The organism is Borrelia parkeri (assembly GCF_023035815.1).
Classification (GTDB): Bacteria; Spirochaetota; Spirochaetia; order Borreliales; family Borreliaceae; genus Borrelia; species Borrelia parkeri.
Map to the genome: position 1 here is coordinate 22,078 of NZ_CP073174.1, position 15,223 is coordinate 37,300.

Annotated in this window: 18 protein-coding genes and 1 pseudogene; 9 read left to right on the forward strand and 10 right to left on the reverse strand. The window is 27.3% G+C overall.

The window, feature by feature from the left end:
• Positions 1-28: 28 nt before the first annotated feature.
• The 5 genes and pseudogenes from bpSLO_RS07490 to bpSLO_RS07510 all read right to left on the reverse strand — a co-directional run.
• A complete protein-coding gene (locus tag bpSLO_RS07490) occupies positions 29-841 on the reverse strand; it encodes a variable large family protein (RefSeq protein WP_246990237.1) in 813 nt (270 codons plus the stop codon).
• A gap of 262 nt (positions 842-1,103) precedes the next feature.
• Positions 1,104-1,748: a Vsp/OspC family lipoprotein gene (locus tag bpSLO_RS07495; RefSeq protein ID WP_246990204.1), complete on the reverse strand. Its 645-nt coding sequence runs from the start codon at positions 1,746-1,748 to the stop codon at positions 1,104-1,106.
• A 224-nt stretch (positions 1,749-1,972) separates the two neighbouring features.
• Entirely contained in the window at positions 1,973-2,428 is a 456-nt protein-coding gene (bdr, locus tag bpSLO_RS07500; protein ID WP_246990206.1) for a Bdr family repetitive protein, read from the reverse strand.
• A gap of 113 nt (positions 2,429-2,541) precedes the next feature.
• Positions 2,542-2,763 carry a hypothetical protein gene (locus bpSLO_RS07505; RefSeq protein ID WP_246990207.1) on the reverse strand — a complete coding sequence of 74 codons (222 nt, stop codon included), beginning with the start codon at positions 2,761-2,763 and terminating at the stop codon, positions 2,542-2,544.
• A 243-nt stretch (positions 2,764-3,006) separates the two neighbouring features.
• Positions 3,007-3,570 (reverse strand): annotated as a pseudogene (locus bpSLO_RS07510) (variable large family protein); the annotation flags it as partial.
• Positions 3,571-3,612: 42 nt separating this feature from the next.
• On the opposite strand from bpSLO_RS07510, the gene bpSLO_RS07515 reads away from it, so the two are divergent.
• A complete protein-coding gene (locus bpSLO_RS07515) occupies positions 3,613-3,837 on the forward strand; it encodes an Mlp family lipoprotein (RefSeq protein ID WP_246990208.1) in 225 nt (74 codons plus the stop codon).
• Between the two features lie 330 nt (positions 3,838-4,167).
• On the opposite strand, the gene bpSLO_RS07520 is transcribed toward bpSLO_RS07515, so the two are convergent.
• The 3 genes from bpSLO_RS07520 to bpSLO_RS07530 all read right to left on the reverse strand — a co-directional run bounded on the left by bpSLO_RS07520 (position 4,168) and on the right by bpSLO_RS07530 (position 6,571).
• Entirely contained in the window at positions 4,168-5,337 is a 1,170-nt protein-coding gene (locus tag bpSLO_RS07520) for an MFS transporter (protein WP_246990209.1), read from the reverse strand.
• Positions 5,338-5,557: 220 nt separating this feature from the next.
• Positions 5,558-5,695, reverse strand: coding sequence for a hypothetical protein (locus tag bpSLO_RS07525; protein WP_246990210.1), 138 nt, complete (start codon positions 5,693-5,695; stop codon positions 5,558-5,560).
• A 687-nt stretch (positions 5,696-6,382) separates the two neighbouring features.
• Positions 6,383-6,571: a hypothetical protein gene (locus bpSLO_RS07530; protein ID WP_246990212.1), complete on the reverse strand. Its 189-nt coding sequence runs from the start codon at positions 6,569-6,571 to the stop codon at positions 6,383-6,385.
• Positions 6,572-6,921: 350 nt separating this feature from the next.
• Here bpSLO_RS07530 and bpSLO_RS08170 point away from each other — a divergent pair, with 350 nt between their 5' ends.
• From bpSLO_RS08170 to bpSLO_RS07550, 5 genes are all read left to right on the forward strand, one after another.
• Positions 6,922-7,242 (forward strand): Mlp family lipoprotein, encoded by a 321-nt coding sequence (locus bpSLO_RS08170; RefSeq protein WP_432432510.1) that lies wholly within the window; start codon positions 6,922-6,924, stop codon positions 7,240-7,242.
• A 597-nt stretch (positions 7,243-7,839) separates the two neighbouring features.
• Complete coding sequence (locus bpSLO_RS07535; RefSeq protein ID WP_246990213.1) at positions 7,840-8,565, forward strand: plasmid maintenance protein; 726 nt, start codon at positions 7,840-7,842, stop codon at positions 8,563-8,565.
• A 3-nt stretch (positions 8,566-8,568) separates the two neighbouring features.
• Complete coding sequence (locus bpSLO_RS07540) at positions 8,569-9,099, forward strand: DUF226 domain-containing protein (RefSeq protein WP_246990214.1); 531 nt, start codon at positions 8,569-8,571, stop codon at positions 9,097-9,099.
• Positions 9,075-9,815 carry a ParA family protein gene (locus bpSLO_RS07545; RefSeq protein WP_246990215.1) on the forward strand — a complete coding sequence of 247 codons (741 nt, stop codon included), beginning with the start codon at positions 9,075-9,077 and terminating at the stop codon, positions 9,813-9,815. Before bpSLO_RS07540 ends, bpSLO_RS07545 begins: the two co-directional genes overlap by 25 nt.
• Before the next feature lie 59 nt (positions 9,816-9,874).
• Positions 9,875-10,435 (forward strand): chromosome replication/partitioning protein, encoded by a 561-nt coding sequence (locus bpSLO_RS07550; RefSeq protein ID WP_246990216.1) that lies wholly within the window; start codon positions 9,875-9,877, stop codon positions 10,433-10,435.
• 700 nt (positions 10,436-11,135) lie between these two features.
• Here the strand turns inward: bpSLO_RS07550 and celB are convergent.
• Entirely contained in the window at positions 11,136-12,461 is a 1,326-nt protein-coding gene (gene celB / locus bpSLO_RS07555; protein ID WP_246990217.1) for a PTS cellobiose transporter subunit IIC, read from the reverse strand.
• Between the two features lie 170 nt (positions 12,462-12,631).
• Here celB and bpSLO_RS07560 point away from each other — a divergent pair, with 170 nt between their 5' ends.
• Genes bpSLO_RS07560 through bpSLO_RS07570 form a run of 3 tightly spaced genes read left to right on the forward strand, consistent with a single transcriptional unit; the run spans position 12,632 to position 14,363 of the window.
• Positions 12,632-12,931 (forward strand): PTS lactose/cellobiose transporter subunit IIA, encoded by a 300-nt coding sequence (locus bpSLO_RS07560; protein WP_246990218.1) that lies wholly within the window; start codon positions 12,632-12,634, stop codon positions 12,929-12,931.
• 9 nt (positions 12,932-12,940) lie between these two features.
• Positions 12,941-13,255, forward strand: a complete 315-nt coding sequence (locus bpSLO_RS07565; RefSeq protein ID WP_246990219.1) for a PTS sugar transporter subunit IIB — start codon at positions 12,941-12,943, stop codon at positions 13,253-13,255.
• A gap of 10 nt (positions 13,256-13,265) precedes the next feature.
• Positions 13,266-14,363 (forward strand): DUF871 domain-containing protein, encoded by a 1,098-nt coding sequence (locus tag bpSLO_RS07570; protein WP_246990220.1) that lies wholly within the window; start codon positions 13,266-13,268, stop codon positions 14,361-14,363.
• 500 nt (positions 14,364-14,863) lie between these two features.
• Here the strand turns inward: bpSLO_RS07570 and bpSLO_RS07575 are convergent, their stop codons facing one another.
• A complete protein-coding gene (locus bpSLO_RS07575) occupies positions 14,864-15,223 on the reverse strand; it encodes a type ISP restriction/modification enzyme (protein ID WP_348648869.1) in 360 nt (119 codons plus the stop codon).

Below are 15,223 nucleotides of genomic sequence, written 5' to 3' on the forward strand. Positions count from 1 at the left end.
ATGAATTTATTTAGTTATGTATCTATTATTAATTATGATTATTGGTTCTAGCTTCAGAGGTTGTATTATCAGTAGTTAAAGGAGTATTATTAGGATTAATTTTCATTGCTTCTTTAACGGTCTTAAATTCTGTATCAATAGTGTTTCTTATAGCAATAGCTAAAGTATCTAGTACTTTAGTTACTGCACTTATAGCTGCTCCCTCTACTACTTTTTTAGCATCAGCATTAGCATTATCACTAGAACCAGCAAATTTACCATCATTAGCCATAGCTCGCAGTGCAATACCTCCTGCAACAATTGCATCTTTTGAATTATTGGCAGTAGCAACACCAACAGCAGAGACGGTATTATTAGTAGCCAATTTAACAGCATCAGTATTTTTAACCATAGCTTTTAAGATATCAGCCCCAGTTACTGCACCAACAGCCTTAGCTGCATCAGCTGCAACTTTTTTCAAATTGTTAGCATCACCAGCCGCACCAGCATCACTAATAGCTTCACTAGCGGTTTTTGCACCCTCAATTATCTTATCAAGAGTATTAGTAATTAGAGCTTTTACAGCGATATCAGTAGCATCTGCATTAGGATTATTCTCAGATTTCATGTCTTCTACAATTTTATTAAGCTTATCCTTAGTTCCTTGTACAGTATTCTGAACGGTCTTAAAGTAGTTCCCAACATCAGACTTTTTAGTATTAGTATTAAACCCTAACACACTACCTACCATATCAGCAAAGGAAGTAAAAACATTGAAGAAGTCATTACTTAAACTAATAACAGATTTTAAGAATCTACTCTGAGGATCCTCAGCCTTAACACTACCACTGCCACAACTAATAAGTAAAAATAAGAAATATAAGTTATTATTAAGTGATAAAACAAGATAAAATCAATGCATAAATATAAGTCTAAAAGATAAAAGAAATCAAAGAAATCTAAAAAATATAATAATAAAGTAGTAAAGCAAGTAAATAGAGAAAGCAAAACAAAATAAGCTAAGAGAAACATACTCCTAGCTTATTATTTATAGACTTTATTTTATCAGATAATTACGATTGATTAAAAAGTAATCTTATAATAATAAATTAACTTGTTTATCCTTAGTTAGATTTAGCAGAAGATGCTGACTTAGCAGGGGTTGAAAGCTGTGTAATTGCAGCTGTTACTGCATCTTCAGCAGCTGTGAACAACGCATCAATTGCTGTGTTTAGTTTAATAAGTTCTTCAGCTCCTTTTGTTTTATCATCATTATCTTTCTTTATAGCTTTTTTTGTGTCATCATCAGTAGCTTCATTTTTACCAAGATCAGAATGATTGTCTTTCAATTTAGTTAAGAAAGTTTCTGTTTTTGTCTTAGAATCAGTAATCTTTTGCTTTAGTTCAGTAGAAAATCCTTCTTTATTCTCTAAATGTCCTAACTTAGCCTTTACAGCTAACATTATACTTTGTGCTCCTGCAAGCAATGATCCATTTTTACCTGACTCAGTATCAAACTGCCCATCTGACTTAATTTTCTTCCCGATAGCTTTAGCAAGCTCATCAATGGATTTAACTAAGGTATGAACTTCTTTAACATCTTTAGCAAAAGCAACAGCCTCTGTTATTTTCGAACTTATTGTAGCTAAATCAATAAGAGTGCCATCAGATTTAGCCGCTTGTCCATCTTTAGGAGAAGAAGCTGAATTATTACAAGATATAAGTAAAAATAAAGTCATTAATAACGCACAAAAAGTAATTCTTTTCATTATTACGTGCCTCCTTTTTTACTCAACTCAGGAAGGCAAGATGGCTAACAAACTTTGATAAGAATAAAAACAAAAACTAAAAGCATTAAATATTTTAACATTTCAGATACTGTGTGTGATACAACAATTAATTCTAATGATTGTTTTTAACAAAAAATTAAATAACTTTGTAAAAAAAATAATTAACAGAAAGTCAATTAAATAAGAGGGATAATTAAATAAATTTACTTTACTAATAATGACATTAATGCTAAGAATATTCCTATATTAAGAGTAATAAGGGTACCAAACATCCAACCATGCAGTCTTAGTGTACTCTTAAGTTCCATTTTGTTAACATCAATCTTATTATCTAAATCTTTAATGTCAGATTTTAATTCACTTCTAACTGTATCAATCTTATTATCGAGTTCATTGAATTTAGTATCGAATTTATTATCCAAGTCTCTAATATCAGATTTTAAGGTTGCCTCAACCTTTTGAATCTCAGCTTGTAATAGAGCTTCAACTTTTTCAAGCTTAAGGTTAAAAGTAGTCTCTAAATACTCAATATCTTTATAAGTCAGTTCATTTTTATAATATCTGTAAGACAGATCAATAGCGATATCTCTCTTAATGCCAGCTTTAGTAAGTTCTGCTATAACCATTTGTTGAGTAATTACTGGTTGAGCAAGTTCCATAAAAACACTCCTTATTTAATTATTATATAATATCTTAAGTGTTATAGGAACCTTATCTTAGTAAAATGTGCTTTAAGATTACGAATACCCAAAGTCAATAACATATATGATGCTTACATGCTATCTAATGAATCATCACCCTTACCATCTCCTTTGTATTTATAAATATCAGATATAGCTGACTTACTTGAATAATCCATAATACTAAGTTTAGATGTAGCAAATGGTTCTATTAACGTAGCAATTCTAGTAAATTTATTACTTATAGGTTTAATTGGAGCAATTTTAAAATTATGACTCATACCCGCTCTAAGTTTAAGAAATGTTTTAGTCACATTCCCATGACCAAAAACGTCATCCCTATCTTCAACACAAAGTGTTAGGTCTATTTTCTTTAGTTTATAAAAAAACTCAAATGTAGTTCTACCATCAATCTGTTGTTAAAGGATTGCTATCAATAATATTTAAACCTGAGTATTATTACAAGATATAGATAAAAAGAAAACGGTTTTCATGAAGAGAATAGTTTTCCTAAAATGACTTTATTTAGTTATGTATATTGTTATTAATTCTGATTATTAACTTTTAGTTTCAGGAACCTGCTTATCAGTAGTTACAGGAGTATTAGTAGAATTAATTTTTATTGCATCTTTAACTTCCTTAAGTCCCACGTCAATAGTATTTCTTATTGGAATAGTTAAAGTATCTAAAGCCTTAGTTACTGCACTGATTGCTGCACCTTTAATTTCAGAAGCAACAGCCCCTTGATCATCAGCACTTGCATTAGCAAATTTACCATCTCTAGCCATAGCTATTAAAGCAATACCTCCTGCAACTTTCGCATCTTTAGGAGCAGCAACACCGGAAACAGCAATACCAGCAGAATTCTTAGCTAACCTAGCAGCACCACTTTCATTACCTTTAGAAATGGCTTGTAAAATATCAGCGCCAGTTACAGCACCAACAGCTTTAGCTGCATCAGCTGCTGCTTTTTTATCATCCGCACCAGCTCCAGTACTACCATAAAACAATTTACCTGCACCGTCATTATTCCTTGCGCTATCACCATCTTCAGCCTTTTTATTATCCCCCGCCTCAGGATTCCCCTTGTCTTTAAGAACCACATCTACAATTGATTTAATAAGTATAACCGAAAACAAGGATTAGACTTCTTAAAAGGAGCTATGGGTGATGATAATGATTTCAAAAAATTTTTAAGTTTTGACAAATCTAAGATAAAGTTTGCACTAAATCATATACAAAGTGAGATTGCAAAATGTACAGGCCATAATGCTAGCCAACAAAATGAAATTTTTAAACAAGTAGTAAAAGATTCATTTGAAGGTAATAGTAATGATTTATATAAATTTAAAGAACAAGCATCAAGCGCTTGTGAAACAGATGGATAAACAAGACCCATAACACAAAATTCAGGTGTTATTTTGGGAAAAATCAAGAAAGCGTATTTAAAGAAGAAAGATTTAAGAGAGAATAAAGCAAGCAAAAACAAGAACAAAACGAAACAAATAAATAAAAATTCTCACAAAAGAATTAGAGAAAGGAATAAATTAAATTGATTACAAAAATGTTATAAGAAGAGAAAAAAGTTAAGTTGTGATAAAAAGGAAAAAAAGAGATTAAACGCTATAGAGGAAAACTAATAAAAAACTATAAATTTGTGCCAATATACCAAAATCATATAACTACTTGATGAAAGTATTCATTATTTATTTTATGTCTTATTTTTTATAATCCGTAAACTCATATATCACAAGAATAGACAAAATACAAAAAATAAGTATTAATAAAATAAATGTATTTATTATGCTCATAAAGCTAGCTAAAATTGAACATGCTGTCAATACTAAAAGCGAAAATAAACGAGATATTGTACTATTAATAGAAGTTATAGTCCCTAAGACTTTTGAATCTATATTTTTTCGTAAAAAATATTCTAAATTATTAGAATAAATAGAAACTAAAACTACTAGAAACGTCATTACAGTAATAAATATGTAAATATGTGAAACTATTTTTATTAAAATTGATAATAAAAATATTATACTCAAAATAGCATAAGAATCATAACTTGAATGTTTAAGTTTTTTAAATACCCATGCTCCTATAATATTTGATAAACGAAATAATATATATATAATTCCAAATATACTAATAGGAACATTTTTGTCAATAAAAATTGCTTGCCAGTACAAATAAAAAGGTTGAAAAAAAAACTGAATAGAACTTATTAAAATAAATAACTCTATGAGTATTTTAGACTTTAATAAAGTGATCACATTATTTTTAAATTGATTAATATATAATTTTAAACATTCCTTCTTATGATCCGTATTTTTATCACTTGATATAAAAAAAATTGTAATTAAAGATGAGGCTAGATACAGAAATAATGAAATAAGATAAATTTTTTTATCAACATATAAAAATAATACACTTCCTGCATATCCACCTGAAATAGCACCAATACCTAAAATTATTTTCATAGATGATATAAATGCTTTTAACTTTTTCGAATTACTTTGATATACACGAGTAAAACTAATATCAATTGTACCAGTATTAACTGCAGATGACATACCATATATAAACCAAGCAATACAAAGAATTATAAATGATGATGTTTGAAAAATAATAAAATAAGCAATCATTGATAAAAAAATCGATGATAAATAAACAATTTTTCTATCAAAAATATCTGATATTATACCTGAAGGAAGTTCAAAAAAAATAATTGCTAACATATAAAACATTTGCACTATAGCAATATCTCTCAATTGCAAACCTTTATTTATTAAAATAATAGTTAAAACAGCATGTGGCAATGTCCTTGCAAATTCTGATAAAAATAATGAATAAAAATAATATCTTTGATGCTTACACTCTATCATAAATTTTTATTACAATTACAAAATTTATTTTTTTTAAAATTAATAAAATGATATGAAAAATCATGATTGCTAATACCAATTCGCTTATTTAAAGAATTAATCCTTTCATATTCACCTCCAAAATAAAACATTATATCAATAATAGCCATACTTGAGCAAATAATATTAATTCTTCATATATTTTCTTATTCTGTGCAAATATTACGATATCAAGCAACTGCTAAAAAAGACTATCATCTACTTCAATTTGAAACTGGCCTCTAAGCATACCTAAAAGAGAAACATCTTCATTAATAAATAAACTTAATAATAAATCTAAAGTAACACTATTATCTTTACTATCTTTGATGATTGTCATTATCCATCATTTCACAAATATTGTTTTCCTCACCTTCTCCTTAATAATAAGTATAACCATAAAAACCATTATTATGACGGTAAACAGGATGATTTTCTGCGTAATATGGCTTGTCCATTATAGTAAAAATAATATTTATCTTCTTGAGGATAACACATTTTGATGATATTTTATACACACTCATCTAAATTTGGTCTTCAGGCAATTTACTCTTTATAAGATATATGAAGCAGTGAAAGTATGTGCTAATTCTAATTTAGCGGCCATATCACACTCACACCAAGTAAATAATACACTGCACTTGTTTTCATATTTTTTTAGGGTTCTGCCTAAACCCATTAAATTCTCTTAACCTTTAAGAAGACTAAACATAATTCAATAATTAATTTTTTTGCTAATTTTTTTTGTTTAAAAAAAAGGTAATAAGGATTTTAATTACTTAAAATTACTTATTCAAAGATTAGTGTCAATAAAAATTCCTAAATTCATAGTAATAATTATTTCAAATATTCAATTATATAGTCTTAATGCACTACCAAATTCCATTTTTTTAATATCAATCTTATCATCAAGCTCATTAAATTTTTAGTATCTATTTTACCACTAAGTTTCTCTTTAACATTCTTAATTTTATCCTCCAAGTATTTTCACTTTATATCAAACTCTTCTTTAAGATACTCAGAGTTTTTATAAATAAGCACAATTTGAGTATCCGTTAAGCCTACCTTCACTGAAAGATGCAACATACTCATCAAATAATTCCTTTAACCTATTCATACTTCTTTGACCGCCATTTAAGTAAACATAAACTCCATAACAAAAAGTAAACTTTACACAATCAATATACCACTTACATTCACACAAATATCTATACATTATTAAAATAACTAGTTTATCCTATTATCTAAAGGTTAAAAAAGGAGAAAGAATGATATGGTTAAATTTATAAAACTATTAATACTTTGCGGTACATTTTTTTTGCAAAAATACAAAAAAATGAAGCAGATACAGTGCAATCACTAAATAGCTCTAAAGAGACTAGAAATGGTTTACAAAAAAGAAATCCTAGAAACATAGAAACGGTTATAACTCTGACCGATGATGAAAAAAGAAAATTTAATTCACTAAAAAATGCATTTAACAAGGTACTTTTAGCACCACAGCATCAACTTAACAAAAATAGACTGAATAAATACTTAAATTTTTTGAATTGACTTTATGGTAAAATACCAAAACAAAAAGAATTAGCTAATGCTTTTACTATTGCTTATAAATTTTTAGATGATAAAAAAAAATTAAAAGCAAGTAATAAAGATTTTGATATTTATATAAGTGATGCTATTGACTGTCACGTCAATAAAACCGAACCTTCTCAAGGTGACGATGGTAATAAATATGGTCATGATGGAATTAACGCTATATACATATTTTTTAAATCTACTCCAGAGCACATTTCTAATGAACATAGTAATGAAACAATACTTGAAAACCTTAAAAGAGATCTTTCATACTATGGTTCAGGAAATCTGTTCCAACTTTTACAATGAAAAAATTCATCGGTTATGCCTTTAAACAAAGGAATAATGATAAAGAAATTTGGTAATTTAAATAATATAATTAAATAATATAATTAAATAATATAATAACTACCTAACATGTGTAACATACTAGGTAGTTATTCTTATGACAACAAATAAATAAGAATAAAAAAATAAAGGTAAAATTTAAAAAAATGTATTTAAGAAAGGCAATTAAAAAGAGAGATTTAAGAGAGACACAACTAAGTCAATCTAAACTGATTACAAAAATCTTCAAAGAAGAGAAAAAAATAATTTGTAGTTGACAGAGTAGAAAAAATTAAATTTTAAAAGTAAACAAATATCATTACAAAGTACAAAACTACTAAAATGATAAATAGAGCAATTGTAAAGTACAATAGTCAGGATTTATTAAAGGGTCCCGAGAACACCTTGTGCTCTTGCCTAAAAAACACCTATTACCCTTAACAATAGATACTCTACAAGCAATATGTTACACAAATAAAAATAATTTAACAAAAAATATTTTTATTAAAATAACAGTTTACTTTTTAACGGGTATTGCGTTATTATGAATGATATAAATATCCATAAAGGAGAAAACAAATGAACAACACAAACTTTAAGGATAATACCTACACAAAACCATTAAAGGACTATCATAATAGGTATTACAAAATACTATCAATACTTAGATACTTTCAGAAAAAATCAATTAAATACAATCAAACAATAATTTTAAATACATTAAACATTTTTTTATCTAAAGATGATCTTAAACAAATTACACTTAGAACTTTAAGAAAAGATTTAACCTTTTTATGCAATAAAAGCATTATTAAAAAAACTTTATTAAGACTAGGTGAAGGAAACGGTTCATATATAAGATATACAATAACCAAATATAGTGTTAACAATTTAAAAAGGCTACTTAAAGCCAAACAAGAAATTATCGAATACGATGCAAATAAAATATTCACATTTACAAAAGAAACACAAAAAAGATACTTAAAAAACAAGGGGGTTAAAATTTTTAAATCTAAAAACGCAACCAAAAATGTTAGTCATAATATAACTAATAATAAAAAATATATAAATAATAAAGAAAAAATAGAAAAAGAAATAAAAAGTGAACTAACAAACAACACAGATTATCTGATAAGGAATGTGTCTAAATGGAAAACAATGAGATATTTAGACAAAATAGAAGAAAATGCAAACAAAAAAAGATATAAAGACAGTGTAATAAGAACAAAAAAATGGTTAGAATATCTAGATATTAAAGAATTCACCATTAAATTTTATGACGATCAAATGGAGTCAAAAAAATAAAATATGGCATGTACATTAAACAAAGTTGAAAGAAAAAATAATATTTTCATTCAGGTAGAGACAAAAAACGATAGGACACTATATCACACAAAAATCACAAAGGATTTCTATATATTTGGAGTAGACAAAAGTAAAAACGATAAATTCTTTATTATTTTAAAGGAACTTTTTAAAGACAAAAAATGTATATTCTATCTATTTCCTTTGAAAAGAGATGATAAATTTTTAGGCATACACTACGGATATAGAAAACCAATAAGAAATATTATAAGAAGATATGAAGATAATGGAATCCTCAAAACATCCACCTTTTCAAAGGTCTATTACATGGAGTTTAGATTCAAAAAGGGAAGTATCTTTTGCTATATTAAAGGAATTTCTTCTTTGATTAAACGAGAAAAAATAAATACAACGTATTGCCAAACATTACTTGCGATAATAATGAGACTAGAAAAGGAAGTATATGAGTTTTATGACAAGGCATTATCAGAAAAAGGAAATATAGTTAAATGGATAGAAAAAAAACAAAAGTAATAACGATCGCATCAATTAAAGGAGGTGTTGGGAAAAGTACAAGTGCAATTATATTGGCGACGCTCCTAGCAAGAAAGTACAAAGTATTATTAATTGATATCGATACACAAGCATCAACTACTAGTTATTTTTATAAAGAATTTACAAATAAAAAAATTAGTATTGTAAGTAAAAATATATATAGAGTTTTGAAAGAAAGATTAGATATTAATGAATCTGTTGTGAATCTCAAAGACAATTTAGATTTAATACCTAGTTATTTAAGCTTACATAAGTTTGCTAGTGAATCCATACCTCTTAAGGAGTTGAGATTAAGAGATAATTTGCTTTTTTTGAAAACAGAATATGATTATATAATAATTGACACAAATCCTAGTTTAGAGTTTACATTGGCAAATGCCCTATTATCCAGTGATTATGTAATAGTTCCAATGACAGCTGAAAAGTGGTCAATTGAAAGTCTGGATTTGTTGGAATTTTATATGAAAAAGTTAAGGATAAAACTTCCGATTTTCATTCTTATAACAAGATTTAAAAAAAATAATACTCATAAACAGTTGTTAAAATATGTTCAGTCGAAAAAAGGATTTTTAGGGTTTATTCACGAACGAGAAGATTTAAATAAAAAAATTGCAAAAAATGAAAACTTTGATTTAAGTAAGGATTATATCAAGGAATACGAAGATGCATTATCAAAACTTTTAAAGCAAATATAAGAATATATTGAGCATGATTGTCCGGATTCCGGACGGATTGTGTTAACGGAGGAATTTGTATGAAGATTGAGCTAAATAAAAGGGTTTTAGTAGATGAAGAAGATCCTGATGAGCAAAAATTGTTATCTACTAATGAAGAAAAAATTTTGTATTATAATGCTTTGAAAGAGAGATTAAAAGCCAATTTTAGAAAAGAGATTTTTCATAAAATAGATAGTATTAAAATTTTAAAAGAAATAAAAGATAATGAGTTTTATAAATTGGATGGATATAAGACTTTTGATAGTTTTATAAAAAGTTATAGACTTGCAAAAAGTCAAGTCTACGTTTATTTGAAAATAGCAAATGCCATGCAGGAAGGATTGGTTGAAGAACAATATATAATTGAGAATGGTATCCATGATTCTCTTCACTATATACACGCTAAGGAAGGTTTAACGCTAAAACAAGTAAGACTAAGTCCAATAAAAGCATTAAGATTTCAACTTAAAAATCAAGAAAGTTATGATTTTTATAAGAAAAATGTAAGACTTACTGAGTTTATATTAGATAGACTATTTTTGCATAAAAAAGATTTACTAAAGGAATTTATAAATGAATTTAAAGGTTTTGAGAAGTAAAAAAGCTGAATGAGGAGTCTTTATGAGTAATTTAGTGTATAGAACAGAAGGTTGGAGAAGAGGTTTGGAATGAGAGGTTTATTTGTTGAAATGATAGATTTTATTTTCCTTCATAGTGACGATTATAGCTGTGCAGTCTTAAGAGAAAGGATAAAATTGTTAGAACAACAAATTATTAATATAGGGAAAGTTTAAAAAAGGTATTGAATTCGTTAAAATGGAATTTAGCAATAGGCTAGAAAATTTAGGTATTAAGATAAATAATCTATAAAAGAGTTTTTAAAAGAACATATTTATTTTAAAAAAAAATTGATTTAAAGCAATATAAAACACCTGTCTATCAATGATCATTTTTATTGAAATTTGAAAAAATGTAAATTGTTAAAAACAATAGTTGATATTATTTTAAATTTGATGTAATTTATTATTAATGGCATGTGTTCATTTTAGACACATCCTTTATGGATCGTCTATGAAGATTTTAGATCTTTATAGATAACTCTTTTTCAAGAGTTATCTATAAAGATCTAAATGTTTGCATTAAATTGTATTACTTTTATATAATTTTTTTATTAAATGTCAAATTTAACTTGCTATTAACTTTTAAGTCTAATTTTTATTCTTTTAGTTTGATTAATCTTTAATCATTATTGAATAGAAATTATTATTATCTCTAATTTTTTCTATTTTAATATTTTTTTTATAACTTTTTTGATTGTTTTAAGAGTACTTTTTCATAAGCTTTTAGGAACGGTAAATAAATTAAAATAGAGAGTGTCAATAATAATAAGGACAATAAAAGGGCTTTCAAATCAAGGCCTGTAGAAATAAAAGCTGAAATTGCTGATGGAGTTGTCCAAGGCAGTAAAGTGCTAACTTTCTCAATTAATTCAAAATTTGTTAAGCAGTATGCAATAGTTGTATTGATCAAAGGAACTAATATAAAAGGAATGCCTAAGATGGGATTTAAAACTATTGGGGCACCAAAAATGATAGGTTCATTGATATTAAAAATGGCAGGAGCCAGTGCAAGTTTACCAATATTTCTTAGGTGTGGAACCTTGCTCATTATCATGGCAATAGTAAGTCCAAGTGTTGTTCCACTTCCACCGATATGTACAAACGCATCAAGAAATCCTCCAGATAAAATATGAGGCAGTGGGAGATTATTTGACAAAGCCCTTGCATTAATTTCAAGATTTGTCAAACTTACTGGACTTAAAAAGACTGAAACAAGAGCACCTCCATGAATACCACAAAACCAAAATATGTGAATTATGAAGACAATCATTAAAGAGCCAAATAAAGTATCACTAATATTCAGCATTGGTCTGAATATATTCATCATTATCTCTGGCAGTAAAGTACCAGTTGTGCTTTGAACCACAATATTTATAGTTTGAGCAATGATTGTAAGTAAAATTACAGGAATTAAGGCTTCAAATGATCTTGCAACTGCAGGAGGCACGCTTTCTGGAAGCCTGATTATTATTCTTTTATTCATTAAAAACCTATACAGTTCAACTGATAAAATGGCAACAATAATACCTGTAAATATTCCTTGTGCACCAAGATATCTAGCATCGATAATGGGAAACGATGTTCCAGGTAAAATTGCCCATTTAGGCACATCTCCTCCATAAGGTATCTGATCTGATTGACCGCATAAAATGAGAAATGTAAAGAGAGATAAAAGACCACCCGTAATACCATTTATCTTATAGGAGATTGACAGACTATATCCAATGCCAAAGGACACGAAGATAGTCATAATACCCATACTTACATAAAATGGTTGAATAAGATTTACTTTATATTTACTCATCAAATCAACATACCACTGTTGGTATAAAAAATTATTAGGATCAACTAAAGGTAAATTAACTAAAAGGAGTACGAAAGACCCTACTATTAAAAACGGCATTGATGCTATAAATCCATTTTTGATGGCACTTAAGTATTTATTTGAAGCAGTTGTGCTTGCAATAGGTATTAATTTATTCTCAATAAATTCTTGAAAGTTCATAAAAATCTCCTTATTTAATAATTAAATTTAATTAAATTTAATTAAATTTATTAATAATAATTGTATTTATTAATCATAACATGTTAAACTGTAAATACTATATATTTATAGTTTAACATGTTATGATTAATAAAAAATATACGACCGAAGAGTTAATAGATAATGTAAGTATGCCTGTTGTAGCATATTCTGGGGAAGCTAAAAGCTTTTTAAGAGAAGCGCTAGATGCAGCTAAAACTGGGAATTATGAAAAATCACAAGAAATGATGGAGATGAGTAGGGCGTCTCTTGCAAAAGCATATGATTCACATAAAGATGTGATTCAATATTCAGTAACAAATCCAGAGTTTATTAAAATACCATTTATCTTAATTCATGCTGAAGATCATTTGATGTCAGCAGTTTCTGACTTAAGTATTTTTGAGGAATTAATAACTGTTTATAAAGCGATTAACGAACTTAAAAAATAAGGAGGAATTATGAATATATTACTTGTATGTGGAGCTGGTATGTCTACTAGTATGTTAATGCAAAGAATGGCAAAATATGCTCAAGATAATAATATAGATGCAAATATTGATTCGGTAGCAGAAGCAAAATTTATTGAAATAATTGATAATTTTGATATTGCTTTGGTAGCACCACAAATAAGATTTAAAAAAGGTAAACTAGAAGAAATCACAAAACCAAAAGGGATTCCCCTTGAATTAATAAATACAATTGATTATGGAACAATGAATGGTGAGAATGTACTAAAGCTTGCTATTAATGCATTGTCTGCAAATAAAGTTTAGGAGGTATGAAATGAGAGAAATAGGAATATCGATATATCCAACTGTAAGTTCAACAAGTAAAATTAAGGAGTATATTGAAAAAAGTGCATCTTTGGGTTTTACAAGAGTTTTTACATCGTTGCTTTATATTGATGGTGATGAATTTATTGCCTTTAAGGAAGTGCTTGATGTAGCAAGACAATATAATATGAGGTCAGTTGTAGATGTTACTCCTGAAATTTTTAGGAAACTTAACATTGACTTAAGAGATCTGAGAAATTGTTATAAACTTGATTATTTCAAAAAACTTGGGGTATGGGGTATTAGACTTGACGATTCATTTACAGGAATTGAAGAAGCCTTAATGACTTTTAATGATCATGACTTAAAAATTGAATTAAATATGACTAGCATCAACAATCATATGAATACAATAATGTTTTTTAGGCCAAATAAGGATAATTTACTTGGATGTCATAACTTTTATCCTCATAAATATACAGGCCTTTCAAGAGAGTTTTTTAGAAAAAAAACGCAAGCATTTAAGCTTAACTCGGTACCAACAGCCGCATTTGTAACTTCAACTGTAGCAGAAGAAGATGTAAGAGGAATTAACAAAGATGGTGTTCCAACATTAGAAGAACATAGAAATAAAGACATTGAGATTCAAACTAAAGATCTCTTTAGAGAAGGTATGGACACTGTATTAATCTCAAATTGCTTTCCAAGTGATTTAGAGCTAGAGAAAGTATCTAGAGTAAATAGGTATATATTAGAATTGAGAGCCAGATTAAATCCTAATATAACTTATATAGAAAGAGAAATAATTTTAGATAATTTACATTTTAACAGAGGAGATATTACTTCTTATAGAATTAGGTCAACCAAGTCCAGAGAATACTATAAGGATGAAAACTTAATAGTACATTCACCTGAGGAGATTAAAAGAGGCGATTTATTAATAGATTCTTCAAAATATTTAGGATATAGTGGAGAATTTCAAATAGCACTCAAAGATACACCTAATAATGGTCTCGTTAATGTGGTGGGTAAAATACATGAAGATGAATTATACCTTCTTGATGAGATAGAAGCTTGGGAAAAATTTAAAATTGTAGAATTTAAATAAAAATTTTTATTAATGCTATATAAGTCGTTTTCACGGTTTGAATGCTAAGGCTAATTATAAAATAATTGTTCAATGCTTGAAAGTTTTTTAAGGCAAAAATGGGTAGTTTGTTCTAAAGATATTGTCTTATGTGTTTTTTTGAAAAATAGCATTTAGTTTATACTATACACATATAGTACGTTCAAATATAGGGCACAATTGTAATTATTAGTAATTTAAAATTAAAGGTAGTTATCTCAAGTGATGCAAATGGGATTGAAAGTATTTTCCATTTGATATTGTTAATTGAATACATTTGTTACCTAAATTGTTTGAAGAGTTTAGGAAGATAAATTTGTTTATAGTTTTGATTCAAGATATACAATTTGATTACCTATTTGATGAGAGCTAAAGCAACTTTGTTTATTTAAGTACTTCTTTGTCTTGCAAGTTTCTTTATCATAAAGCAACGATACTAATGTTTTGTGATAAGATAATAGTTTGGTTTATAGTTTGCAGTGTTAGCTATCAAATTCTTGTAGATTATAAATTATCAAATCAATCTGTTTTTGAACATCAATCGTATATTGAATTATTTGAATAACCTTTTCAAGGTGCTCAATTTCATCAATACTTAATTCTCTTCCTTTTCTATATTTAAGATAGTTTTTAAGTACTTGATAACTGCCTATAACAAATTCATATACATTGCAAGGCACATTTATAAATTTACTGTGATTATTATAAATAAGTTCCTTTGTTTCTTTTACGTATTCAATTTTTTGTACAAGACGTTTTTCATTGGTATTTGAAATATGAATACCAATATTTTTATCTAATTTACTGGTATCTTTTAGTAGGTGAGCGTTTATTAGATTAAT

Coding starts and splice junctions, on each gene's coding strand:
- bpSLO_RS07550 (WP_246990216.1), top strand. CDS start 9,875: ATGAAGATTGAGCTAAATAAAAGGGTTTTAGTAGATGAAGAAGATCCT.
- bpSLO_RS07565 (WP_246990219.1), top strand. CDS start 12,941: ATGAATATATTACTTGTATGTGGAGCTGGTATGTCTACTAGTATGTTA.
- bpSLO_RS07540 (WP_246990214.1), top strand. CDS start 8,569: ATGGCATGTACATTAAACAAAGTTGAAAGAAAAAATAATATTTTCATT.
- bpSLO_RS07525 (WP_246990210.1), bottom strand. CDS start 5,695: ATGACAATCATCAAAGATAGTAAAGATAATAGTGTTACTTTAGATTTA.
- bpSLO_RS07520 (WP_246990209.1), bottom strand. CDS start 5,337: ATGATAGAGTGTAAGCATCAAAGATATTATTTTTATTCATTATTTTTA.
- bdr (WP_246990206.1), bottom strand. CDS start 2,428: ATGGAACTTGCTCAACCAGTAATTACTCAACAAATGGTTATAGCAGAA.
- bpSLO_RS07495 (WP_246990204.1), bottom strand. CDS start 1,748: ATGAAAAGAATTACTTTTTGTGCGTTATTAATGACTTTATTTTTACTT.
- bpSLO_RS07530 (WP_246990212.1), bottom strand. CDS start 6,571: ATGTATAGATATTTGTGTGAATGTAAGTGGTATATTGATTGTGTAAAG.
- bpSLO_RS07535 (WP_246990213.1), top strand. CDS start 7,840: ATGAACAACACAAACTTTAAGGATAATACCTACACAAAACCATTAAAG.
- celB (WP_246990217.1), bottom strand. CDS start 12,461: ATGAACTTTCAAGAATTTATTGAGAATAAATTAATACCTATTGCAAGC.
- bpSLO_RS07545 (WP_246990215.1), top strand. CDS start 9,075: ATGGATAGAAAAAAAACAAAAGTAATAACGATCGCATCAATTAAAGGA.
- bpSLO_RS07515 (WP_246990208.1), top strand. CDS start 3,613: ATGGGTGATGATAATGATTTCAAAAAATTTTTAAGTTTTGACAAATCT.
- bpSLO_RS07560 (WP_246990218.1), top strand. CDS start 12,632: ATGCCTGTTGTAGCATATTCTGGGGAAGCTAAAAGCTTTTTAAGAGAA.
- bpSLO_RS07570 (WP_246990220.1), top strand. CDS start 13,266: ATGAGAGAAATAGGAATATCGATATATCCAACTGTAAGTTCAACAAGT.